The 23,568-nt window shown below is 40.8% G+C and carries 20 protein-coding genes; 6 read left to right on the top strand and 14 right to left on the bottom strand.

Features of this window, described 5'->3' with window-relative positions:
• Window positions 1-63 precede the first annotated feature (63 nt).
• The 5 genes from L1266_RS16115 to L1266_RS16135 form a co-directional block, all read right to left on the bottom strand.
• Window positions 64-573 carry a GNAT family N-acetyltransferase gene (locus L1266_RS16115; protein WP_194441270.1) on the bottom strand — a complete coding sequence of 170 codons (510 nt, stop codon included), beginning with the start codon at window positions 571-573 and terminating at the stop codon, window positions 64-66.
• Between the two features lie 3 nt (window positions 574-576).
• Entirely contained in the window at window positions 577-1,920 is a 1,344-nt protein-coding gene (gene astB, locus L1266_RS16120) for an N-succinylarginine dihydrolase (RefSeq protein ID WP_235377909.1), read from the bottom strand.
• Between the two features lie 48 nt (window positions 1,921-1,968).
• Window positions 1,969-2,199 (bottom strand): helix-turn-helix domain-containing protein, encoded by a 231-nt coding sequence (locus L1266_RS16125; protein WP_054553601.1) that lies wholly within the window; start codon window positions 2,197-2,199, stop codon window positions 1,969-1,971.
• Between the two features lie 752 nt (window positions 2,200-2,951).
• The gene (locus tag L1266_RS16130; protein ID WP_235377910.1) at window positions 2,952-3,965 is read right to left on the bottom strand and encodes a zinc-binding alcohol dehydrogenase family protein; all 1,014 of its coding nucleotides are present in this window, start codon (window positions 3,963-3,965) and stop codon (window positions 2,952-2,954) included.
• A gap of 93 nt (window positions 3,966-4,058) precedes the next feature.
• Window positions 4,059-4,490, bottom strand: a complete 432-nt coding sequence (locus tag L1266_RS16135; protein WP_054553603.1) for a MarR family winged helix-turn-helix transcriptional regulator — start codon at window positions 4,488-4,490, stop codon at window positions 4,059-4,061.
• Window positions 4,491-4,613: 123 nt separating this feature from the next.
• Here L1266_RS16135 and L1266_RS16140 point away from each other — a divergent pair, with 123 nt between their 5' ends.
• On the top strand, window positions 4,614-5,042 hold the full coding sequence (locus L1266_RS16140) for an organic hydroperoxide resistance protein (protein WP_166338488.1): 429 nt from the start codon (window positions 4,614-4,616) through the stop codon (window positions 5,040-5,042).
• A 27-nt stretch (window positions 5,043-5,069) separates the two neighbouring features.
• On the opposite strand, the gene L1266_RS16145 is transcribed toward L1266_RS16140, so the two are convergent.
• Window positions 5,070-6,803, bottom strand: coding sequence for a GMC family oxidoreductase (locus L1266_RS16145; RefSeq protein ID WP_054553605.1), 1,734 nt, complete (start codon window positions 6,801-6,803; stop codon window positions 5,070-5,072).
• 151 nt (window positions 6,804-6,954) lie between these two features.
• On the opposite strand from L1266_RS16145, the gene L1266_RS16150 reads away from it, so the two are divergent.
• Both L1266_RS16150 and L1266_RS16155 read left to right on the top strand, forming a co-directional pair.
• A complete protein-coding gene (locus tag L1266_RS16150; RefSeq protein WP_054553606.1) occupies window positions 6,955-9,078 on the top strand; it encodes a methyl-accepting chemotaxis protein in 2,124 nt (707 codons plus the stop codon).
• Between the two features lie 1,212 nt (window positions 9,079-10,290).
• Window positions 10,291-11,754 carry a DUF3360 family protein gene (locus L1266_RS16155; RefSeq protein WP_138618854.1) on the top strand — a complete coding sequence of 488 codons (1,464 nt, stop codon included), beginning with the start codon at window positions 10,291-10,293 and terminating at the stop codon, window positions 11,752-11,754.
• A gap of 33 nt (window positions 11,755-11,787) precedes the next feature.
• Here the strand turns inward: L1266_RS16155 and L1266_RS16160 are convergent, their stop codons facing one another.
• The gene (locus tag L1266_RS16160) at window positions 11,788-12,369 is read right to left on the bottom strand and encodes a TetR/AcrR family transcriptional regulator (RefSeq protein WP_235377911.1); all 582 of its coding nucleotides are present in this window, start codon (window positions 12,367-12,369) and stop codon (window positions 11,788-11,790) included.
• A gap of 102 nt (window positions 12,370-12,471) precedes the next feature.
• Here L1266_RS16160 and L1266_RS16165 point away from each other — a divergent pair, with 102 nt between their 5' ends.
• Window positions 12,472-13,014 carry a carboxymuconolactone decarboxylase family protein gene (locus L1266_RS16165; RefSeq protein WP_054553610.1) on the top strand — a complete coding sequence of 181 codons (543 nt, stop codon included), beginning with the start codon at window positions 12,472-12,474 and terminating at the stop codon, window positions 13,012-13,014.
• Between the two features lie 75 nt (window positions 13,015-13,089).
• Here L1266_RS16165 and L1266_RS16170 read toward each other — a convergent pair whose 3' ends face one another.
• A complete protein-coding gene (locus L1266_RS16170) occupies window positions 13,090-13,614 on the bottom strand; it encodes a hypothetical protein (protein ID WP_138599194.1) in 525 nt (174 codons plus the stop codon).
• Between the two features lie 52 nt (window positions 13,615-13,666).
• Here L1266_RS16170 and L1266_RS16175 point away from each other — a divergent pair, with 52 nt between their 5' ends.
• Window positions 13,667-14,026, top strand: coding sequence for a DUF1294 domain-containing protein (locus tag L1266_RS16175; RefSeq protein ID WP_199530045.1), 360 nt, complete (start codon window positions 13,667-13,669; stop codon window positions 14,024-14,026).
• Window positions 14,027-14,076: 50 nt separating this feature from the next.
• Here the strand turns inward: L1266_RS16175 and L1266_RS16180 are convergent, their stop codons facing one another.
• The 6 genes from L1266_RS16180 to L1266_RS16205 form a co-directional block, all read right to left on the bottom strand.
• Complete coding sequence (locus L1266_RS16180) at window positions 14,077-14,421, bottom strand: PEGA domain-containing protein (protein ID WP_054554082.1); 345 nt, start codon at window positions 14,419-14,421, stop codon at window positions 14,077-14,079.
• Window positions 14,422-14,667: 246 nt separating this feature from the next.
• Window positions 14,668-14,988: a hypothetical protein gene (locus L1266_RS16185; protein ID WP_054554081.1), complete on the bottom strand. Its 321-nt coding sequence runs from the start codon at window positions 14,986-14,988 to the stop codon at window positions 14,668-14,670.
• A gap of 21 nt (window positions 14,989-15,009) precedes the next feature.
• Window positions 15,010-15,537: a hypothetical protein gene (locus L1266_RS16190; protein WP_235377912.1), complete on the bottom strand. Its 528-nt coding sequence runs from the start codon at window positions 15,535-15,537 to the stop codon at window positions 15,010-15,012.
• Window positions 15,538-17,835, bottom strand: coding sequence for a hypothetical protein (locus tag L1266_RS16195; RefSeq protein ID WP_235377913.1), 2,298 nt, complete (start codon window positions 17,833-17,835; stop codon window positions 15,538-15,540).
• A gap of 304 nt (window positions 17,836-18,139) precedes the next feature.
• Window positions 18,140-19,006 (bottom strand): immunity 49 family protein, encoded by an 867-nt coding sequence (locus tag L1266_RS16200; protein WP_235377914.1) that lies wholly within the window; start codon window positions 19,004-19,006, stop codon window positions 18,140-18,142.
• Between the two features lie 12 nt (window positions 19,007-19,018).
• A complete protein-coding gene (locus L1266_RS16205; protein ID WP_235377915.1) occupies window positions 19,019-22,843 on the bottom strand; it encodes a contractile injection system protein, VgrG/Pvc8 family in 3,825 nt (1,274 codons plus the stop codon).
• 303 nt (window positions 22,844-23,146) lie between these two features.
• Here L1266_RS16205 and L1266_RS16210 point away from each other — a divergent pair, with 303 nt between their 5' ends.
• Window positions 23,147-23,566 (top strand): hypothetical protein, encoded by a 420-nt coding sequence (locus tag L1266_RS16210; RefSeq protein ID WP_138599200.1) that lies wholly within the window; start codon window positions 23,147-23,149, stop codon window positions 23,564-23,566.
• The last annotated feature ends 2 nt before the right edge of the window (window positions 23,567-23,568 follow it).

Here is a 23,568-nt window from a genome sequence, read left to right on the forward strand (position 1 = left end):
AGTACTTTTAAAAAGTTTTATTAGTCGACTTTATGGTTAGATCGATAGGCTATTGAAGCTGGTTTATGCGACCTGCTTATAAAAATACACTGTTGCATCAAATTCACCGGAGGAACTTTTCGCAAATCCAGGAATAGTGCCCGCTTCAATATAATCGAGTTTACGATACAAATATGAGGCAGTGTCACCTTGGCGGGTATCAAGTAATAGTAATTGAATACCTAAAATACGCGCGTCGGTCTCTAGGCTATTCATCAATTGTTTTGCAATTCCTTGGCCTTGATATTCGCTGTGCACCATGAGCTTTTCTACTTCACCGCGGTGAGCGCCATTAGCTTTGGCGCATAAAGAAAGCTGTACTGAACCAATCACCGTATCACCATCTAGGGCAAGGTAAAGCCTACGGTAAGGCGTTGCTAAATCTCTATCAACCCCTTGCCAGTAGTCGTGTGCTGACTGTAATGATAAAGGAGCAATAAAGCCAATTGATGCGCCACTGGCCACGCTATCAATTAGCAAATTATTGAGGGATTTCGACACCCCTTTTATAGAATGCACTGCTTTAATTTTCATTATTTATTCTTGTTGAAATGGATACACAGAACCTAAGTTAAGTAAGCTGGTTAGCTCATCAAGTGCCTGATAGCTTTCGGTTAAAAGCATCGGATCGGCAAAGTCGTCACTACTTAACGAGTCACGATAATGCTTATTCGCCCAATTTACTAGTTGGGTATATTTTTCTTCGCTGAATCGTACTGCCGGATTAACCGCTGCCAGTTCGTCCGAATTGAGTGCAACACGCAAGCGTAAACAAGCAGGGCCACCGCCATTTTGCATGCTTTGGCGCAAGTCAAAAAAGCGCACTTGCTGAACAGGGTTATCAGCCAAAATCATTTCTTGAATGTAATCGTGAACAGCTTGATTGCGCTGACACTCTTTAGGGGCAACCAGTATCATGCTGTCATCACTTAAGGTAATTAATTGGCTATTAAATAAATAGCTGCTTACAGCATCTGTAATGCTCACTTTATTGGTTGGCACTTCAATAATATGTAGCGGCTTGTTGCCAAGGTAGGCTTGTTTAATTTGTTTCAGCGTATCTGCTTGGTGCAAAAAGGCTTGTTCGTGGCATAAAAGTACATTGCCATTGGCCACAGCGATCACATCGTTATGAAAGACACCTTGATCTATCACATCAGGATTTTGTTGAATAAATAACTGATTTTCTGGCTTTAGCTGATGCAAACGGGCAACTGCTTGCGAAGCCTCAAGAGATTGTCTTGCAGGAAATTTAACTGGTTTTGGTAAGGCGCTATTAAAACTACTTGCCCCATAAACAAAGATCTCAAGCCCTGTATCTGCATGGCTGTCGCATAATCGATTATGATTTGCGGCGCCTTCATCACCAAAAAAGCCTTGAGCAGGTAAATGCGTATGATGGCTAAAGTAACGCTCATCGTTAAACATGGCTTTTAATAATGCTGTAGTTGTAACGGGTTCTAGCGAGCGGTGAAACTTATTATTTAAGTTAGCAGCCGTAAAGTGTACTTTGCCATCAAGGGTATCGGCTGAAGGCGAGATAGTGCCAGCATTGGCTGTCCACATGGCCGATGCACTGTAACAAGCTCGCAGTAAAATGGGGTCGGCTTTAAATGCTTTTTCAATAATCTGGCTATCGGTGCCTGTAAAGCCCAGTCGTTTTAGTACGCTAATGTCGGGGCGAGCATGAGGTGCAAAGATACCTTGCTCTAGTCCTAACTCGTGCATCGCCCTCATTTTTTCAAGGCCTTGTAGTACAGCCTCTTTAGGGTTTGAATGTGAAGAGGCGTGACTTAGTGAAGCGACATTGCCATACGATAATCCCGCGTAATTATGGGTAGGCCCCACTAAGCCATCAAAATTAACTTCTACTGCGTGCATACTTTGTCCATCATTTTTGTGCATGTATTTTAACCATACAGAAGTTATTTAGCTGAAGCCAGCTAACTCTAATTCGACATGACGCAAACTTTGTTGAAGGCGTTTCTGAGTAGCAATTAAATACGCTTTTTGTTTGTTCTGTTTAACTTGTTGCTGTCGTGCAGCTTTATATAACACACGCTTAGGAATGTGGTACTGCTCAGACGCTTCGGTGATTGTCAGTTGGTGCACCGAAATTTTTTTTAGCGCTTCAATAAATGCAGGATCATTATTTAACATAGCGACGCTCCAAATCAGCAACATTATGCGGATCGTTTGCTTCATGTATATGCCATGTGCTGATGTCTAATCGCCAAAGTAGATAAAGAGTGTGAAAGAAGTTAGTCACGTTAGTCTCCTTGTTAGTGCCAGTTCACACTCACTATTGGAAGATCTGTGCCAACCCTTTATTAAATTAAAATTCATTAAAAATCAATAGGTTAACTTGTGGTGGTTTGGGTATCCCTAAAATCAGGCACTAAAATAGTGAAAGGCAAATGCAGTAATGCACTTTAATGATGCGTGCTTTTATTGTTGAACGAGGAAATACGCGATGTGAAATCGCTACTACTTACTCGTATCTATTTCTCGTAGGAATGACTTTAGTCATGAATAATTAACCACCACACAAAAGTAAAACCTTGGCCGTAGGCGTGAAACTTGTTTCGCGCGCCAAGCAAGCGTGACGCCTACAGGTAGTACCGGCTTTATGCCGCGACATGGCTAAGGTCGGTGCGATACGAGAATAAAACGCGATGTGAAATCGCTGCTACGTGCTCGCACCTTGTATCTATTTATCGTAGGAATGACTTTAGTCATGAATGATTAATCACCACACAAAAGTAAAACCTTGGCCGTAGGTGTGAAACGTGTTTCGTGCGCATAGGTAGTACCGGCTTTATGCCGCGACATGGCTAAGGTCGGTGCGATTCGAGAATAAAACGCGATGTGAAATCGCTGCTACGTGTTCGCACCTCGTTTTTCATTCCTCGTTACTCAAACCCTTCCAACACAAGCTTTCCGCGAGCTTTGTGAGATTCTAAAATCCCATGGGCTTTAATAAGGTTTGCTACGTTTATCTTACCTAAATGCTCACCCAATGTTGTTTTAATTGTGCCGTTATCAACCAAGGTGGCAAGTTCTGATAGAAGCTGATGCTGGGCAATCATATCCTCTGTTTGGAACATTGAGCGGGTATACATAAACTCCCAATGCAACGAAATACTTTTACGCTTTAACTTCAAAATATCAAAGCTTGCAGGGTCGTCGATCAGTGCCAATTTACCTTGTGGCTTGATCACTTCCATAATGCTATCAAGGTGTTGGTCGGTGTGCGTTAAGCTCACTACGTAATCAAATTCATTCAGGTCGGCCGCAAGACGTTGCTCGTTAAGGTTTTTGCTATGATCAAGCACATGATCAACACCTAAGTCTTTCAGCCAGTTGGCGCTTTCTTCTCGTGCGGCGGTACCAACAACGGTTAAATTGGTAAGCTGTTTGGCAAGCTGCACTAAAATTGAGCCTACACCACCTGCAGCACCTATTACTAATACAGAGGCTGGCTTATTATTCTTTGACTTTTCGATCTGTAAGCGGTCAAACAATAGCTCCCATGCCGTAATACTTGTTAAGGGCAGGGCGGCTGCTTCACTATTACTCAGGCTTGTTGGTGCAAGACCGACAATGCGTTCATCAACAAGTTGCAACTCAGCATTACTGCCTTGGCGCGTTAAGTCGCCAGCATAAAACACACGGTCACCGACATTAAATAACGATACTTTGTCGCCAACGGCTTTAACCGTCCCCACGGCGTCCCAGCCAATAACTTTGTAGCCATTGTCTGGTGAAACATTAGCGCGAATTTTAGTATCTACAGGGTTTACTGAGATTGCTTCTACGGCGACAAGAATGTCGTGACCTGTCGCAACGGGATCAGCTAATTCAATCGCTTGTAGTGATGAGTCAGATAACGTTGGGGTTGCTGTAGTGTATCCAAATGCTTTCATAATGGTGTCCGTATTGATGAGTTTTAAACACTATAGCGTATAGAATTATATTAAAAAGAGGTGTAATCCAAATTCACTTTCAAATAATTTTTGTTAATTAAGGTCACTATTTACTAAATCGAGTAATTCAATTAGTTGCAGTGCTTGTTGTTCGTTAATGCTCGGGAAGCGACAACGAATTTGCGACGGTATCTCAGCGGCTTGATCTTGCATCGCCTTGCCTTTGGCTTCGAGCTGCACGAGTCGTTTGCGTTTATCATGGCTATCCTTAGTGATCGACAACAATGCTTTATCGCTCATTTTTTTCAAAATTTGCGTCATCGCACCGCCATCAATGGCGGTTTTTTCAAGTAATTCAGCAATACTGATCTGATCTTTTTCCCACAGCGCCATCATAACTACGTACTGCGGGTAGGTTAAATCTAATTGATTGAGAGAATCTCGATACGCACGGGCAATCCCATTCGATGCCATATACAAGCGGTGGCATAGCTGGTTATCTAATTTTAGTTGTGGGTATTTCATGCACGATCCTCAAAATTCAACACGAGTATTTTAATTTGCATGCAAAGTATTTGCAATCCCGAAAAAGCTGATCTAATATACTTTGTATACAAAATATATTTTCACTCAATTAGGAGAGTAATCATGAAAGAACTACAAAGCGTCGCATACACAGCAAACGCAACAGCAACAGGTGGCCGTGAAGGCACAGCAAAATCAGACGATGGTCGTTTAGATGTGGCACTATCAACTCCTAAAGGGTTAGGTGGTGATGATGGTCAAGGTACAAACCCTGAGCAGTTATTTGCAGCTGGTTACGCGGCTTGTTTTATCGGCGCATTAAAGTTAGTGGCAGGCCAAGCAAAAATTAAATTACCAGCAGATACCCACATTAATTCTGAAGTATCAATTGGTCCTATCGAAGGTGGTTTTGGTATTGCAGTTAAGCTTGCGGTATCGGTAGGTGATCTTGATAAAGACACCGCCCTTGCACTGGTTAATAAAGCGCACGAAGTATGCCCATACTCAAACGCAACACGCGGTAACATTGCTGTAGAGTTATCAGTGATCTAATCGCTATTTACCAAAATAGGCCGTGCTTTATGCACGGCTTTTTTGTTTTTCAGCAATCGATTTTGCTAAATCGCCTGAACCAGTAAGTGCTGATACTAGACCTTCGCGTGGTTCACTAAATTGTATTGGCTTTATCTTGCTTGCTCGGGCTGCATCGAATACCGGTATTTGGCTCATTGCGTATTCCGACAATGCGGTAATGGTTAATGATGGGTTTACCCCTAAATTTCCGGGTATGATTGAGCCGTCAATAACACGTAGGTTTTGATAGCCGAACACTTCACCTGAGCTATCAACAACGCCGTTAGAGGCATCAGTGCCCATGGCGACTCCACTCATTATATGCGCCGTCATTGGGGCACCAAAGAGCACTTCAGTTAAGGCTGAACCGGGCACGCCACCGAGTTTTTCGGCGTAGAGTTTGGTTGCTTCTTCTGCTTTTGGAAAACTAACGCTAAGCGGCGTGTCATTGTCTTTTTGCACCGCAGTAATGCTGTTTTTAAATAACCGATACCACTTGCGTCGCCATTCAAGGTGAATAAACGCCTCGGATTTTTGCATCACCAAAAATACAATTGAGCTGCGGGCTTTGCCTTTTGGCCGCAATACTTTAGCTGTTTTTATTGGATGGCGCAGTGTATTCACTAAAAACTTAGCAATACGCTTGAGGCCTTTGCCTGTCACCATAGGAACGTAAGGTAAATATAGCCATGTGCCATCAGCGCCTTCTCTAAACCGGCAAATTTCAATGTTGGTGTCTTTGTCGACCGAAATAAATGAGCTGATCGCAACGCCATCATCAACTTTTTTAGTGGTATTGTTCGCGGTGGTGAGGGTTTCTGAGTTAGTGCGAATTTGCTGGCCTAGCCAAGCTGAAATATTGGGCAGTGTTTTGTCTTTATCGCGCATTTTTAAAAGCAAAGGCACGGTGCCCATCACCCCTGCGCTTAGCACGACGCCCCGTGTTGTCAGCGTATAAATATGGCTATTGCGATGGCTGGTATCTTTAATTTTAATTTTGTATCCGGCGCTGCCATCTGCATTAAGCGGGATGATTTTGATTACTTCAGAGCTAGGTCTTATCTCTACACCGTTGCGTTCGGCAAAGTACAGGTAATTTTTCATTAAAGTATTTTTGGCATTATGGCGACAACCAATCATGCAGCTACCACAGTAATGGCAGGTATTTCGCCTCGGACCATCGCCATTAAAGTATGGGTCGGGTAGCTCTTTTTTATAGGCTTCGCCGGGTTTTGCAAAAAGCACCCCGGTGTTCACGGTTTTGAATGAGTCGCCTTGCCCCATCTGATCAGCAATGTCTTTTAGTGTGTGATCGGCAACATTGGTATAGGTATTTTTGGCGCTACCTAACATGCGCTGTGCAAGGCCATAGTAGGGCATGAGGCTGTCTTTCCAGTCTGATTTTATCCGTGTCCAAGCAGGAGATTGAAAGACTTCATCATCAGGAATAAGGTGCACATTAGCATAAATTTGTGAGCCACCGCCAACACCAACGCCATGTAACACTGCGACTTTGCTGGTAAACGAAAATTGAATGCAGCCTTTAAGGCCAATTTCTGGCTGCCACATATAGTTTTTGATATCTAGGTTGGTCTTTGGAAACTCTTTATCTTCGCGGCGAAGACCTTTTTCAAGTACTAAAACCCGGTTACCTTTTTCGCTTAGGCGAAGCGCACTCACAGAGCCACCAAATCCCGAGCCTATAATAATTTGGTCAAAATCAAATGTGTGTTGCTGCATTGTTTTCGCCTATTGGTGTTTATTATTAATTTAGCTGATTATTAACTTACTTTTTAATTATTAGAAATCATACTTTTTTTATATTTATCCTAATGAAACCAGTCAAATGGTCTAAACTAAAGGTGATTTATAATAGTAGCAGGAAGAATCAATGCGGCAGTTAGCGTTAGCGAAAAAGTTGTTATGGCTTACAGTTGGAAGCATTTTCATAACCGTTTTTGTTTTATCAAGTGTTTTATGGTGGCAATTATCGAGCAGTAACCAAGATTTAGCTGCGCAATCAGAAAAGCTGATTGTCGCCGAAGTTGAAGAAAAGCTAGCCTCAAATGCCGTAGCGTATGGTGAACAAGTTGCAGGTTTTATAAACGAAGCCTATCGAGTACCTTATTCATTTGCAGCAATCTTAGGGGATCACGATGCAGCAGGCACCTTAACTCGAGATGCGGTGGTTGAGTTAAATCGCTCTTTGCTACAAAAAAATACTATTCTTTCATCTATTTATTCGCAATTTGAAGCAAATGCGTTTGATGGCCGAGATGCTAATTTTATTAGTGGATATGATCACTCAGTTGCTGGTGTAGGTACTTTAGAAATCTACTTTACTCGTAATAGAGATGGCAGCATAGAACAGCAGGCAGTTGACGATGCGGCTGAAAAATATGTGGATACGCTCAATGAATTTGGTCAGCGTGAAGCTGAGTGGTACTTGTGTGTAAAAGACACCAAAGTGCCATGTATTATGGAACCCTACTTATACGAAATCACCCCTGGTTATTCTGAAATGATGACCTCTTTAACTGTGCCCATTCTTCGTGATAACGAATTTATTGGTGTTGCCGGGGTTGATTTAACATTGCCTGTATTTCAAAGCATGACCGAGCAACTCTCAAAAGAATTGTATAACGGCAAAGCTCGCGTCACTTTATTAAGCTCACTCGATTTAGTGGTTGGTAGCAGCCATTACAAAGATAAGCTTGGCAGACCGTTAAAAGAGGCGGTGGCTAAAAGCACTTTAGACAATTACGTAAAAGCGAAAAAGCAAAGTGGTGTATTTAAAGTCGGTGATGAGTATTTAGTTAACTACCCAATTACCATAAAGCTTGCTAAAACACAGTGGAACTTACTGATTGAAGTACCCGCCGAGCTTGCCCTTGAAGGGCCTCAAGCGCTAGCAAATAGCATGAGTGAAAATGCCAATACACTAGGCGGTTTGATTTTGGTGACGGGTATTATTATTGCTGGTGCAGCCTTTGTGATCATGACCTTAGTGATCCGTACAATTGTGGCACCATTACAGCAGATTCAAAAGCGCGTTGATAACCTTGCTAGTGCTGAAGGTGACTTAACTCAGACCTTACATGTTGATACTCACGCTGAGCTAATTGCATTAGCAACTGGCTTTAACGCGTTTCTTGCTAAATTGCGCGATTTAATTGGTGAGCTTAAGAATGTATCAACGCAAACCAAAGAGCAGGCTCACCTAGCGACTAGTGTTGCCGTTGATACTAAGCACAACGTTCAAGCTCAATTCCAAGAAATTGAGAGCGTAGTGACCGCTATGAACGAAATGAGCGCAACAGCCCTTGAAGTTGCAAGAGCCTCAGAGCAGTCAGCGCAACAAGCCGATGAAATAAATGGGTTAGTTGTTAGCAGTGAATCGAGCTTGTCGTCTGCGGTTACCCAAGTTAAAACCATGTCGGACGAAATTAAAGAGGCTAATCAAGCGGTCGAAAAAGTTGCGGCACGCAGTAACGACATTACACAAATTTTAGACGTGATCCGAACGATTGCAGAGCAAACAAACTTACTTGCACTGAATGCGGCAATTGAAGCAGCAAGGGCTGGTGAACAAGGTCGTGGCTTTGCGGTGGTGGCTGATGAAGTAAGGGCCCTTGCTTCAAAAACGCGTTCATCAACCGATGACATCAGTGGTTTAATTGACAGTTTACAGCTAGAAGTAGGTAATGCGTCTAAGGTTATTGAACAAGGTGTTGTGCGTGCACAGACCGCGGTAGATGAAACCTCAGTTGCATTTGATGCATTACACGAAGTTGTAGTTAAAGTAGACGAAATCACGCAACAAATTACCCACATTGCAACGGCTGCAGAAGAGCAAAGCTCGGTCACAGAAGAAATAAACCGCAACCTGACGTTAATTTCAGATGCCGCATCACAACTCGCTGAGCTATCTACCCAAGCCGGTGATGGTAGCCAAACTCTTAATGCACTTGTTGCACAACAAGATGATGAGTTGAATAAGTTAAAGACGAAATAGAGAGGGAGCTATAAGTTCTAGTTGCGAGATAAGAGATGCGAGAAAAACGCGATGTGAAATCGCTGCTACAAGCTCGCATCTTGTATCTATTTATCGTAGGAATGACTTTAGTCATGAATGATTAATCACCACACAAAAGTAAACCTTGGCCGTAGGCGTGAAACGTGTTTCGTGCGCCAATCAAGCGTGACGCCTACAGGTCGCAGCGGCTTTATGCCGCGACGAAGGGTAAAAATATCGTTATGCGATGAAGTAATCGAATCTGAAATCGATTAAGGGTGGTTATACATCGCTCGTAATTGTTAGATATTTATTTTTACCAAAAGTAACGTAATAAATGGGTAAAAATAGACCCGATAGTAAGTTACTGCTCATAGTGTTCGAAACAGTTACTTTATTTGATTGAATATCTTTGACAGAAAGTTTAGGGCTAGAGCACCAATCAATGGAGAACCAGATGAATCTAGCGTCGTCAGGTATTGTGTAGTTGGTTAAAGAGTTGGGTTTGATTTTTCCGATCTTTTTAGAATCGGCCCATAAAGTGTAATCTCTAATTTTATCATGATGTTGTTTTGGTCTGGTTACTTCAATTTCCATTTGAACCTCACTAGGATAGTAATTCCATTAAACTTAACGGGCTTATAGCTCGTTTTCTTCCATATTCAGTGTATTTTTATCAGAGCCGTTAATTAATTACTAGTCGTATAGTGCAAAGAAACTTAAGCTCATGCTCGCACCTCGCACCTCGCACCTCGCACCTCGCACCTCGCACCTCGCACCTCGCACCTCGCACCTCGCACCTCGTTTCTATCTCTCGTAGGAATGACTTTAGTCATGAATAATTAACCACCACTCAAAAGTTAAACCCTTGGCCGTAGGCGTGAAGCGTGTTTCGTGCGCCAAGCAAGCGTGACAGATTATCTTCTGTGACCTAATAACTTGATTGCCTGCTATTCGTACAATTTATTAGACTAATAGTTAATGTGTTTGAAAAATAACCTTTAGCTTACTCTTTCAAAGCATTTTTTATAAATAAAGCTATTTATATCAATGTATTAAATTTATTTTCGGATGCTCTCAGTTTATTAAAAACACCTATTTTATAAATTCATACCCTACCTTTTGCCTAATCGTGTTTTACGTCAGGCTGCTTTACCCTAACTGCATAATAAAAACTCACACAATTTTTCAAGATAGGTAGTAGGAGAACTTATGAATAAGAAGCAACAAAGCTATCAAGATCTTCATAAACCCAGCAGTGAATTTTCGAGTCGTGACGAATACCTTGAACACGAATTACAAATTATGCAGCCTAAGCGTTGGCGTCCAAATTTACCATTTCGTGACTATCGGTTTGAATTAGAAGACTCTATCCCTGCCATGGCAGGGACCATAGGCAAGGTGGTCATGGTGGGTGCAATTGCTGCAACATTTGCAGCGCCACTGGGCTTAGGCGAAGGTTTTATTTTAGAAAACGTGCGTTATGAGCTGTTAATTGTATCGATCTTCATTTTATTATTTTCGGGCTTCTTTTTACCAACAGCAAACTTAGCGGGTACGCATGGGCCGCTTATTCCTTTGATCCCGATAGTGGTGGCAGCGGGTGGTCACCCAATGGCTTTTGGTTTGCTGATAGGGGCGTTTGGCCTATTACTGGCGCTTAGTAAAGGCGGGAGTTTACTGGCGGGGTTAACCAGCCGAGGCGTGTGTGGCGGTTTACTGCTTTACCTTGGCTTTATTGGTACGATTTCACAGGTTAAAAAGCTGTTTGCATGGGCTGAAGGCATTGATATGACCCATATCGCTTTCATTGTGATTTTGTCGACTATCGTGTTGTATGCCTTACTTGAGCACTACAAAAAACGTTGGTTAGCCGTGCCATTAAGTTGCTTGCTTGGCGGTTTAATTGCATTTTTATTGGGGGCGCCGTTTGAGTTTAAAACAGCACCGGGTTTACCAAATATGAACCCAATGTATTGGTGGGGTGAAAATACCGGTTGGATGCTGGGATTACCAACCCTAGAGAGCTTTGTAGTGGTCTTGCCATTCGCGGTGCTTGCGGTTGCCATGTGGTCACCTGACTTTTTAGGACATCAAGTATTCCAAAAAATTAGTTACCCAGAACGCACTGAAAAAGTACAAATGAACATTGACGATACCATGTTTAGTGCTTCAATCCGCCAGACATTTGGTTCATTGTTAGGCGGCTCTAACTTTACCTCGTCATGGGGAACCTACATCGTGCCAGCAGCCATCGCTAAACGCCCAATTCCTGCGGGAGCGGTGTTAACAGCATTATTTTGTATCATTGCCAGTATTTGGGGCTACCCAATGGATTTAGCTATTTGGCAACCCGTGTTATGCGTCGCGCTAATAGTTGGTGTGTTTATCCCACTTCTTGAAGCTGGCATGGAAATGACCCGTGAAGGTAAAACTACGCAATCAGCTGCTATTGTGGTGTTTTCCTCGACCTTAGTGAACCCTGCATTTGGTTGGTCATTAACTATGTTGCTCGACAATTTGGGCTTAATTGGTTGTAAAGAGCGAAGCTCTGAGCTGTCTCCAATGAGCCGCTGGATTATTCCATTAGTGATGTTTGTTATCTTAACAAGCGTGATGGCAATAGTGGGGATGCTGCCAGGTATTCCGGCTTTAATGTCAGACTTTAGACATTGATATGTGAGGGTAAGGTGATAAACGCCTTACCCTTTAATAATTTTTTATAAGTGTGAACATCATACCAATAAGCTGCTCAGTCATCGGTTTCGACATTGGCCTGTGTAAATAACTTCTTAAGCCAGTAAATTGTATCTGAAATAAACGAGCATATTCTAGCGGACTATGAGTGTTGGCTAGTTCACCACGCTGTTGTGCAATATCAAATAGAGTCGATAAGTCGTGTTCAAACTGCTGCAAAAGGTCATCGGTTAACGTTTTAAGTTTAGGCTGAGTGTGATCGAATTCTGTACTTGCTTTGATTAACATACATACTTCACATCCATCTTCAGCACTTTCAAGTACCGTAACAACAAATGCATGTAAGCCATCAAGCATTGTTTCGCTATTCTCAATATGGCTCGCTAGCAACAGCTTAAGTTGCGTAGCATAGACTTTTAAAGACTCTGAATATAAACCTTCTTTTGAACCAAACGCTGAATAAATACTGCCTGGGCGCATATCAACGACCGTTTGGAGATCACGGGTAGATGTTGTAGAAAAACCTTTTTTCCAAAATAGCATTTGTGCCTTCGTGATTACTTCATCGCGATTGAATTTAACTTTATTGACCATGACGAATACCAAAATTGAGCAGTTGTTCAACTTTAACTTGAACAACTGCTCAAAAACAACTAGGCTAATCATAAATCTTAGTCAGACACGATAGGAGATAACATGAAAAACTTTGAACTCTACACAAAAGAAACCGCACCTGAGGGCTCAAAAGCACTTATCGATAACTCAGTATCAGCCTTTGGTATGTTGCCAAATTTACATGCCGTGATGGCAGAGGCACCTACACTACTTGAAGGTTACCAAGTGCTTCATGAGTTATTTCAAAAAACATCGTTTAATGCTCAAGAGCTGACAGTTGTTTGGCAAACAATTAATGTTGAACATAATTGTCATTATTGTGTACCTGCACATAGTGCAATCGCTGCGAGTATGAAGGTTGATCAAGAGATTGTTGATGCGTTAGTTAATAAAACTCCACTTGCTGATCCCAAGTTAGAAACTTTAAGAAATACAACCTTAGCAATGACGCGCAACCGAGGTGTAATTGACGAAAGTGAGTTAGAAGAGTTTTACAGTGCGGGTTATGGAAATCAGCAATTATTAGAAATTGTTCTAGGTTTAGCACAAAAAGTAATGAGTAATTATACGAACCATTTAGCTGATACGCCTGTTGATCAGCCGTTTAAAAAATTTATTAAGTAATAAATAAAGCACGGCTATATACCCAAACCACCTCAAGGTGCGAGTTTCTGCATCTTGAGGTGGTTTGGGTATAGCTTACTTAAACTTAACCGTTTTTTCGCTGCGGGTGTAAGCTCGGGTATCGGGTTTTGTCCATTGACCTTTTTTAAGGTAAGAGGTCGACACTACAAAGCTGTTATCTTTAAACTCGCTCGTCGATTTGACTTTAGTGATCCCATCTTTGTTACCCGTTACATTTTCATAAGCAACAAACTGAGTAGGGCTAAGTACATTCATAGTGCCTTGGGTGTAAAACCCAGCTGTAGTGAAGTAATAAAACACCAAAGACTGCTTTTTATTGTCCCAAAAAATCATCGACTCACCACCATATTCACCTTCATTGATAGAGTGAATGGTTTTAATAGCCGTGCCATTGAGCGCGCGTTGCCAGGTACTCACATCTTGCACCGCAGGTTTACCTGCTGCGACATTAAAGTCTGACTGCCACGTGCCTAAGTAAGGTTCAAACACTTTTAGCTTGTCATCAAGTTGTTGCTCTGCTGCCATAACAGAAAGCGAACACAGGCAGATTGATAGTAAAAGTGATTTTAGGTATGCCATAATAGCGCCCCGATAAAATTAATTTGTTTTGCACAGTATAGGTGATACTTCGTTGATTAAGAAAACATTAATTACATTTTCATTGTTGTTTTTAGCGCTGCTATGGCTGACATCATGGCAACTTAATATTACCTACTTTATTGCAGGCACTTACAGTGTAGCGAGCTTAATAAGCTTTTTGGTGTATGGCTGGGATAAACGTTTAGCAATGCAACATGGCGAGCATGTTATAAGAGTACCTGAGCGTACACTGCATATTTTAGGGTTAATCGGCGGTTGGCCAGGTTCATTCATTGCGCAGCAATGGTTAAGACACAAATCTAAAAAACGCAGTTTTATTGCCGTACTCTGGTTAACAGTTATTGTTAATTGTAGTGCGATATGGTCGCTGTATTATTTTAAGTTAATTTAAAAGAAGATCAAAAAAGGAAAGCAGTCGCTTTCCTTTTTTGTTAAAACCACTTATTGAGCAGCTTGAATTGATTCAATGCTATCAAGTTCAATTGTTAGAATTGTTTTCTTATCAACAACAACCCATTTGCGGTAAGTTAAGTAACCTGGCTTGGTTACTTCAATGTCGTACTTACCTTCATCAAGTTCAATACCATCTTCATAAACAGGTTTAATATTCATAATACGAACGCGCGCATCATCAGGTGTTGTGACTACCGTTAATGAAATAACCGATTCATCTACAACCACTTCAGGCGTTACTTCTGCAATAGGCTCAGGTTGTGGCTCAACATCATGGGTTGATGAACAGCCTGCTAAAACCAATAAGGCAAATAATGCGCTTAACTTTTTCATAAATACTCCATTTAATAGTTCACAATAAACGAAACCGCTTATAGTTTGAAAACTCATGAAGAATCAAGGAATAACAATAGAGGTGGGGAGCTATTATTCGTCTTCCGTGACTTTCATATTTATCATCAATAATAAATTTTTAGCTATTTTAGTATGTATCCTAATAAGGTTCAAATTATAGTTTCATTAATGTTATTAATTAATGATTTTTACCTATTATGTTTGTTGTGGTTTTGAAAGTAATGTTTATTGGTTCTCATCATTATTCTCTTTATCAAAAGCTATGCTGAAGTTACCCTGTCGAGTTAGATTGAAAATCGCACGTTGCCAATTTTCTGGTTGATTTTGTATTGCAGAATCAAACAGTGTTTTAAATAAATCAATAATGTGGTCAGAAACGGCAATAGGGTGCTGTGTTTCATCGGCCTCTTTTTCATAAAAGGCTTGGCATGTAATGACTTCATCGTGCTGGCAATCTATAACTAACATCGCTTTCGACCAGTCACCGTTAATTTGTTGATAGAGATATTGACCAAGTTGCTGTGGTATTTGTGAGTTGGTTGTCATGTGCTGTCCTTAGCGTTGTTGCTATAAAGTGCCGTTTTCGTATTTATTGGCAAGCTCTTTCCATGTGTCAAAAAATCCACCATGAAAGAAATAGCTATCAGAGATATTCAATATTTGATAATTTGTTGTCTCATGGTCTTTCCGTGAATAGTTTGATAGGCTATATCCTTGATCGCCTCGTTCATTTAGCCTCCCTATTAGTCTTGTAATACCGATATCTTCACCTTCCACGAGGTCATCAGTACTTATTGTGCCATGAGGTAATCCACCTGCGTTGGGCATTTTGGTGAAAAACTCAAATTTTTTAACAAACCAAGGTAAAATTGATAGTGGTGCATCAAATTGCCTAGTAGCTAAAAACGGGGCTTGACCTTTTGGTGAAATAATCCAATGAAGGATAACTGATAAGTATCCGTTTTGATTGTAAAAGGAGTGATAACGGCCAGGGTAATTTAATGAATCTTCAATTGTAATTAGATGTTTTATCCCTTTTGGTGGATTCTCTGGGTCTTTTATTTCTTTTAGTGAGGGGAAAAATTGTTTAGTCATTTAAATGCCTCCTTTAATGGGAGTGGTAACAGGTGTGATTGTGATAGCATCACCAAACTGTTCTAAGTTGATCAGCTTTCTCTCAAAATTAAATGTTTCAACAGCGCCATAGTCTGTACCATCTAATAAACTTTTAGTTAAACCATTACCTAAATAATATTGGTTATTGCCAATAACTTGCTGCATTTCAAGTCTTTTTTCTAATAGTTCAAATTTGCTTTGAGTTAATTTTAAATTTGAAAAGTATTTTAGGGCTCCCTCAGTATCCCATTCAGCCTCCATAAGGCCAGAGTTGAGTGCATCAGTAAACAATTCATTGTATCTAGTTTGAAATTCGGAGGTAAGCAGCGTATCTAATTGTTCAGTCGTGAATTTTTCAGATAACTCATCTCGCGCAAAATTATTGAGGTTTTCATACGTAGGCACAATGCTTTTGGTATCTGCTAGTGCATGTGTCTTTTGTGTATCTATAATAATAAGTGAGTAATTTTTATTTTGGTCATAATCAAGTCCCAAAACTTTACTGATTATTTCTGGATCGGAATCTGCATTTTCTAATTGGTCAAATGTAGTTGACCAATACTTTGCACCAAAGCCCGTCTCACCTCTAAAAGGTGCTCCTAACAATCCTGGCTTACCGTCATATTCTAAATATGTCGATTCCATGAAGCGCACATGAAATCGTTCACTTATTACAGCCCCACTTTTTGCTAAAGCAGTTAACTCTTCATCTGTGTATTTAGCCACATAGCCATGTTTTAGAAGGTTTTGTCTTGCGACTTCGAGTCTTAGCTGCGCTTCTTTTAATGACTTAGGCTCTGGACAGCTACGCTTTTTGCCGATGGTGAGTTCATCATCAAGTTTCTCTATTCGGTCGACTTGGTGTTGCTCAGTATTACCTTTACGAGAGTAGTTTAATCGTTTTAATTTGATAGCTTCAGCTAATTTTTGAATTGCTTGTGCTGCTTTTACAAAATACCTTGATTTTGAAATAGCAGAAACAGCAACACCTGCTCCAAAGGTTAATAATGCAAAAATGATTTCAAAAGCAAGTTGACCTGCCATTCTGGTTTTCTCAACGCTAGAATGGGCATCAAAATAATCGTAAGGGAAATTTGCAATTAATGTACGCGCTTGTTCATCTTGCGCAATCATTATCAGTGTTTTAAAGCCATCAGCAACGGCTTCAAACCCCTCGGTCGTATTTTCTAATATTAACTCTATTTCTTGTCGTAAAGCTTCTATATCACCTCGAACTAAATGTTCGAGTAACCGCCAACATGCGGCCCCTATGTCGAAGATACTTTCACCTACCCATTCAACTAAATCCGCTGTACCAGTAACAATACTTGCACCTTGTTCATATAGACCAGTTATGAATGCGCCTGTGTAGATTAATCCCTGCATAGCTATATTTTCTTGAGCAATTAAATCTTCTTGGATTTTGGCTTGACTGCGAATTTCTTTCACCATCGCAGTTAAATTGGTCTTTAGCTCTTTTCTAAGGGTGTTCACATCATCTTCAGTCGCACCAATAAATTCAATAATGACGTTACCTGGGGCTACATTATCTATGGTCGCTAAGCCGTTACTCAATGTTCCTTCGTATAAAGTGTTGTTTGAGTGCTGAATTTGAAAAGCAATATCTTCAACCGGAAGGCCATCACTGTAAAAGTAAGCAAGTTCAATGACTTTATCTTGGCGTGTTGCAACTCCTGAATCAGAAATATCGAAATTAGTAACGGCTGGCACATTTGCTGAGGATATAGTCCTAGGTGCACGCGCTGTACTTGGGCTTTCAATATCGTAATCAACGGGGCCATCAAAATTTATAAATGTGCCATCGAGGGTGAGTACATCGGTGGCAATAATCTCAACATTTCCTTGACTGTCGAGTTTAATTTCGCCGCCTTCGTTATGGAGAATTAAATCACCACGGCCTGAGCCAGTAATCGCGATTGACTGGTTGGTTTGCAAAAATGTTGAGCCATTGGGGGCCGAAATAGTTAAGTTACTTGAGTTGGTTTTAAGCTGAATATCGCTTTGCGCAAAGGCTTTAACTGCGCGACCACTGACCATCGACAGTGCTTGACGAGATTCAATAAGGGTGTCTTTTCCTTGCAATGCTTGGCTACCTGCACTTTGCATGTTGATATCGCGGTTTTGAGTGCTGAGCGAAACATTGTTTTTAACATCAATAAACTGATTATTTTTAATCACAAACTGAATGTTGTCGTTCTCAGTTGTTAGGCAGAGGTCTTTACCTGCATCGATACCCATTTTATTAAAAGCAAACACATTCTGGCGTGTTAAATAGCGCTCTCACTGCGTTAAAAATGACTTATTTAGACCCACTATACTTCATCATTTTTGCCTTGTTATAACGCAATTTTCCTACGCTATAACCGTGTCTTAATTTAATGCAATGGGTATATTAATAGTACCTAGCGCACCCACTCTATAAATTGGCGGCCTGATTTTTTGGCATTGAGCTCAAGGTCGTGCTCAGCAGTGTTGGCCTAAGATTTAAAGACAGCAAAGCAGGGTATAAGTTCATGCTTTGCTGCTAACATCCATGTTGTTAAAGAGCGGTTACTGTCGTTTATAAATTTGGGTCTGTTGGTGGTGTTACATCAATTAGCCATGCTGGAATGTAGCCATTTTCAACAGTGAGCTTGTAGCCTTTTACGTCTTTAGCGATGATGGCTAAGGCTGTAAGGGGTAAAGAAACTGCGCCTCGATTGCTCCACATTCTATCTTCATCACTGTAATACTCTTTATGAGCCAGCAGGGCTTTTTCCATGGCTTGATTATATTCTTGCTCACCGTTATCAGTGAATATGGCGGTGATCACCGGTATAAGTGGCCACTTCAAACGGCTTGCATAGAGGTATGCTTCATCTTCGACATAATCATCTGGGTTACAGGTAAGGTATGCTTGCTCAATCAAGTTGGCTAAATCAGCACTAGGGTTAAATAAGCCTTTAAGTAAATTGGCTAATGCATAATCAAAGGGTCTCAGTTGATTGCCATAATTAGCTGTTTTAAACACATCGTTATCGATAGCCGTTAAGTAAGCGATAGCATCATGGTTACGGGCAATAATACTGCTGTACAAAGCAAGTAACCACACAGGGTGCTCAGCATGTTCAGGGTCACGTTTACCAGTCACTTCTAAATATTCATCATCGTAAAAGAATGGGAAAGGTTGGCCGTCATGGGCGTCACTTTGAAATATGCCATGGCCTAATTGCGAAGCGCGAATAACATAGAGCCAAGCATGGTAGCTATTGGGGTTTTGAATCGCTTCCATGGGGAATGTGTCGATTAAGTTTGTATTGAAGCTAAAGTGCATTTGATACCCAGGGTTTTTCTGTATCATTTCAATTTCATCGACTTGCAATCTATTATATAGCTTTATGGTTCGGTCGTAGCTTACTTGTGCAAAACTGTAATGGCTCTCAATCATTTAATTTATTCCTTAAAATCCTATATCAAAAATCGATACGTCAATAACATCAACAAGCCCTGCGTCATTGGCTTTTTGTTGAATACCTATGTATTCAATATTCTGCCTTCTTTTTGCAATGTTAAACTCATCTAGCATATCTTGAATGCTCTCAACCTCTTTTACAAAATCATCATCGCCCGCTAAGTAGCGAGGGTCTTTTGTTAGGCGTTTTAACTGTTCACTATAGTTTTCAATTATCGAATTCATATACTTTTCAGAGCCTTGCTGGGCTCTTTCTTCTCCAGCACTCCGGCTACCCCAACTGGCATTACCGCCTTTGGCTTCGATAATTAATACTTTACCGTCTTCTGTTGCATACACTTGGTCAAACTGGCCTTGCTTGCTTTTACCGGGGAGTTTGCTTGCCAATGGTGTGGCATCTGGATAATTTTGTTTCGCATAAATGCGTGCGGCTTCTTCGCCCAGCGCTTCACTGGCTAAGCGCATGGCACTTTGCGCTTCTTTTAATGCAGTGGCGTTTCCGGCAAGGAGTGCGGCATCACGCTTGGCGACAGCTTGATTGCGTGCAGCTTCAAACTGTTTGAGTCGCTGTTTAACGTTGTCACTTAAATTAGCATGATTTATCTTTAATTTTTGCGCTATTTTGTTAAACACATTTATTTGGTCCGACACGGGCACTAAATTACCATTTTCGTAACGTAATTTAGGGGGCTTTTTGCCATCAAGGCGGTTAATAATGACTTTACCTTCACTGTTGGTATATGCGCGGTAATTGCCGCGAATATCGTCAGATAATTCAGTGAGTAATAAATATTCAGCATGGTCTTTTGCTGACACATGCGTCGCCACAGCGTGGTTTTTACTTGGCTGTAACTGTGTATCTGGTTTGGTTATTTTGGCTGAAACAGTCGGATGTTCAGCCGTCACAGCGTGTGATAACTGTTTATTTAGCTGCTTGCGTTTAACAATCTCGGCAATCTGAGTCAGTACTTTATTTGCTTTTGCTAAATACCTTGATTTACTTGCCAGTGAAGCGGCCGCACCCACGCCACCTGTGAGCAGTGCTAATACGACCTCAAATGCCAAAATACCCGTTAATCGTTCTTGCTCTACGTGTGAGTGGGCATCAATATACTCGTAAGGGAAGCGCGCTAGCGCCAAGCGGGTTTGTTCATCATCAAGTAGAATGTAAAGTAACTCACATGCTTGAGTAAGTGATTGGGCTGATTTTTGTGAGAAAGAAATAATTGTTTCTAGCTCATATTTAACGGCTTCTTTATCACCGCGAGTAATGGCTTCTATAATTCTAAAGCAAGCAGAGTACACACTTATGTTAATATCGATACCGAGTACAATCAGGTCTGCTACGCCCTCAATAAGTGACTTTGCACCTTGATAAAAACCAGTGGCATTTGCACCTAGCTCTATCATGTATTGGTTAAATAGGCTTTCTTGTTCAAACAAGGCATCTTCAATGGCTGCTTTTTGTCGAACTTCATTCAGCATTGCTTCTAGGGTCTGCTTAAACTCATTACGCAGTGCAACTAAACGCTGTTCGTCGTCATCAGATGAAGCAATAAAACGAACCTGACTTTGACCTTGCGGCACGTTGGCCAGTTGCGCTTTGCCATTACTGAGTGAGCCGGTATGCTCATGGCCAAGGCTATCGATAAGCGAGTAACGAATATTGTCTTCAGCACTGCCATCTAGGTAGCAATAGCTTAAGTCTAGTGTGCATAGTGTAGTAGAATCGAGTGAGCTATCAGCCAAATCAAATGATGGAATAGCAGGCGCACGACTCACATTAACGCTTTGTGCACGCGCTGTACTTGGGCTTTCAATATCGTAATCAACGGGGCCATCAAAATTTATAAATGTGCCATCGAGGGTGAGTACATCGGTGGCAATAATCTCAACATTTCCTTGACTATCGAGTTTAATTTCGCCGCCTTCGTTATGGAGAATTAAATCACCACGGCCTGAGCCAGTAATCGCGATTGACTGGTTAGTTTGTAAAAATGTTGAGCCATTGGGGGCCGAAATAGTTAAGTCACTTGAGCTAGTTTTAAGCTGAATATCGCTTTGCGCAAAGGCTTTAACTGCGCGACCACTGACCATTGACAGTGCTTGACGAGATTCAATAAGGGTGTTTTTTCCTTGCCATGCTTGGCTACCTGCACTTTGCATGTTGATATCGCGGTTTTGAGTGCTGAGCGAAACATTGTTTTTAACATCAATAAACTGATTATTTTTAATCACAAACTGAATGTTGTCGTTCTCAGTTGTTAGGCAGAGGTCTTTACCTGCATGTAAGTTAATGGTGCCGAGCTGGCTTATCCATTCTATAAATTGGCGGCCTGATTTTTTGGCATTGAGCTCAAGATAGTGCTCACTGGCTAAGGTTTGTAAAATGATTTTAGGTGCTTGCTTGTCATCATCAAACTGCAGCTCGTTTTGCGCCGCACTGACCAGCCTGTTTTGCGTATTATTTGCAGCGGTGACAACGCTTGGCTGCGATTCATTCATCGCAAAACCCATTAAAAACGTGTTGTTAGGGTCGTTATTTATACAGCCAATAAGTACCTCAGAACCACCAACAAGGGGGAAGTGCCAGCCAGTGGCCTGAGGTTGGTTTTGACATGCGTATAAAGCAAGTTGCTGAATTGCTTGGCTTGATTGCGCAATTGGCCTTGCAGTTGTGTCAAAATCAGTTCGCACACGGTAGCAACCTAAATCATCAATGAAACTAGAAGTCGTTAAAGACTCTACCTTAGCCGGAAATACCATAGGTTTGGGTTGATGTGGCAAAGGTTTGGCTTTAAAAGGCGTACCACGTTCGATAAATTGGGCTTTACAACTGTAGCGTGTTAAACCTTGGTGACTATTTTCGTCATTAGGTTGTTCACTGCTGTGATACACGCTAACACACAGTAAATCAGCACTACTGCCGGTGCCGGTTTGGTCGTCAATTGCAACTGAGCTACCCGCAAATAAATCACATACATTACCCACTAGCTGCGTTGTTTTATTAAGAGAGGCTAACGCGTTACTGAAATCTTGCGCTTGTAATGAGGCGGCACTGGGTGTTGATGCGCATGGTTCAAAGTAAGATTGACTGTTACTTGCGACCTTTAAATATTGTCCATGGGCCACGCAGTCAGTGCGATCATTGTAAATAGAGTGATGTACTTGGCTGTTAAAAAAGCCAACATAAGCGGTATTGTCATCGTTATTCATACCAGCTGAGTTTTTGACTGATACTATACCGCGCTGCAAATATGGGCTGTTTAAGTTACTATCACTGATCACTAACAGTTCAACGTTATTTTTTGTTTCAAACCAAATAAACAAGCCAAATTGGGTTAGTAAGCGTTGTAGAAAATGCCAGTTGGTTTCCATTGCTTGCACACACTGTGGAAGCGCTGGCAGTGATGATCCGACACGAAAATCAATTTGCCCTGGTGAATAGCCAGCTTGGCCTGCTAAATAAAAAATAACATCTTTTAAATTAACGCCAATAAAAACCTTACTGTTCGTAATGTTTTTTAATGTGCTCAATCTATCTTTAATAACTATTTTATATCGATATTTACCTTTGAATGTACCTAAATTGTCACACTCAAAAATGATCCCTGCTAGGTGGCGAAAAAAATTATCTTTATTAACGAATGTAATTAATGCGCTTTGTAAAAGCAGATGCTCTAAAAGAATTTGCTGGCTGGATTCACCAGTGAGAATAAACTCAAACCCTTGATTTAATTTCTCAATTCCATCTACCTGAGTGACATTTAGGGTTATGTTATTTACATCAATTAATAGTCGAGAATTAGACACATCCTTGTCCTTTTTTAACTAAGTCTTGTAGCAAGAAAGGGGAAAATACACACTTATTAATCAATATTCAATAGAATAATTGTAATCGTAATAATTACGTCATAATTTTGTTCATAATGCAGCTTGTTCTAAATTAATACATTGTTATTAGTTTTTATATTAAATTGAAATTAGTTTTATTTTTGAGCTGTATTGAGTTGACTTTTTTGAAAGGATGTTTGTATTATGCCCCCGTTTTAAGGACTAATGTACCAAAAGTATGACATGACTTTGTACTTTTTTTGGTTAATCAAGGATGATTTTATGGATAAAAAATTATTTATAAATCAAGTTGATAGCTTTTATTTTTTGGCTTGGTCTCTTACTAAAAGTATCTCTTCCTTACTTGATCAGACCGGTATTCCAGCACATCGAGTGTTTTCAGCGTCGGTGATCGATCAGTTTTTCTTTTTCCTGAATAGTCCACCTAAAAATGAAGGTAAAATCATTTTAATTAAAGAAGATATAAGCGCTTATATTGATGAGTTGATTGTTCTAAATACAAAAATAATCTCTTCTGTAGATGATGTGGTTATTAAGTCTCTTGCTGTTGATAACCAAGAAAATAGACGTTCAGGTATTTTTACGAAAATATTCAATAGTCATAAATGGTCCGATTGCGCATCAGTGCGATTTAATCGAGTAATCTGTCCTGTTTACGAAGAAGTTCTTTGTAAAAATTAATT

Origin of the sequence: Pseudoalteromonas sp. Cn5-37 (genome assembly GCF_021532495.1) — a bacterium.
Classification (GTDB): Bacteria; Pseudomonadota; Gammaproteobacteria; order Enterobacterales; family Alteromonadaceae; genus Pseudoalteromonas; species Pseudoalteromonas simplex.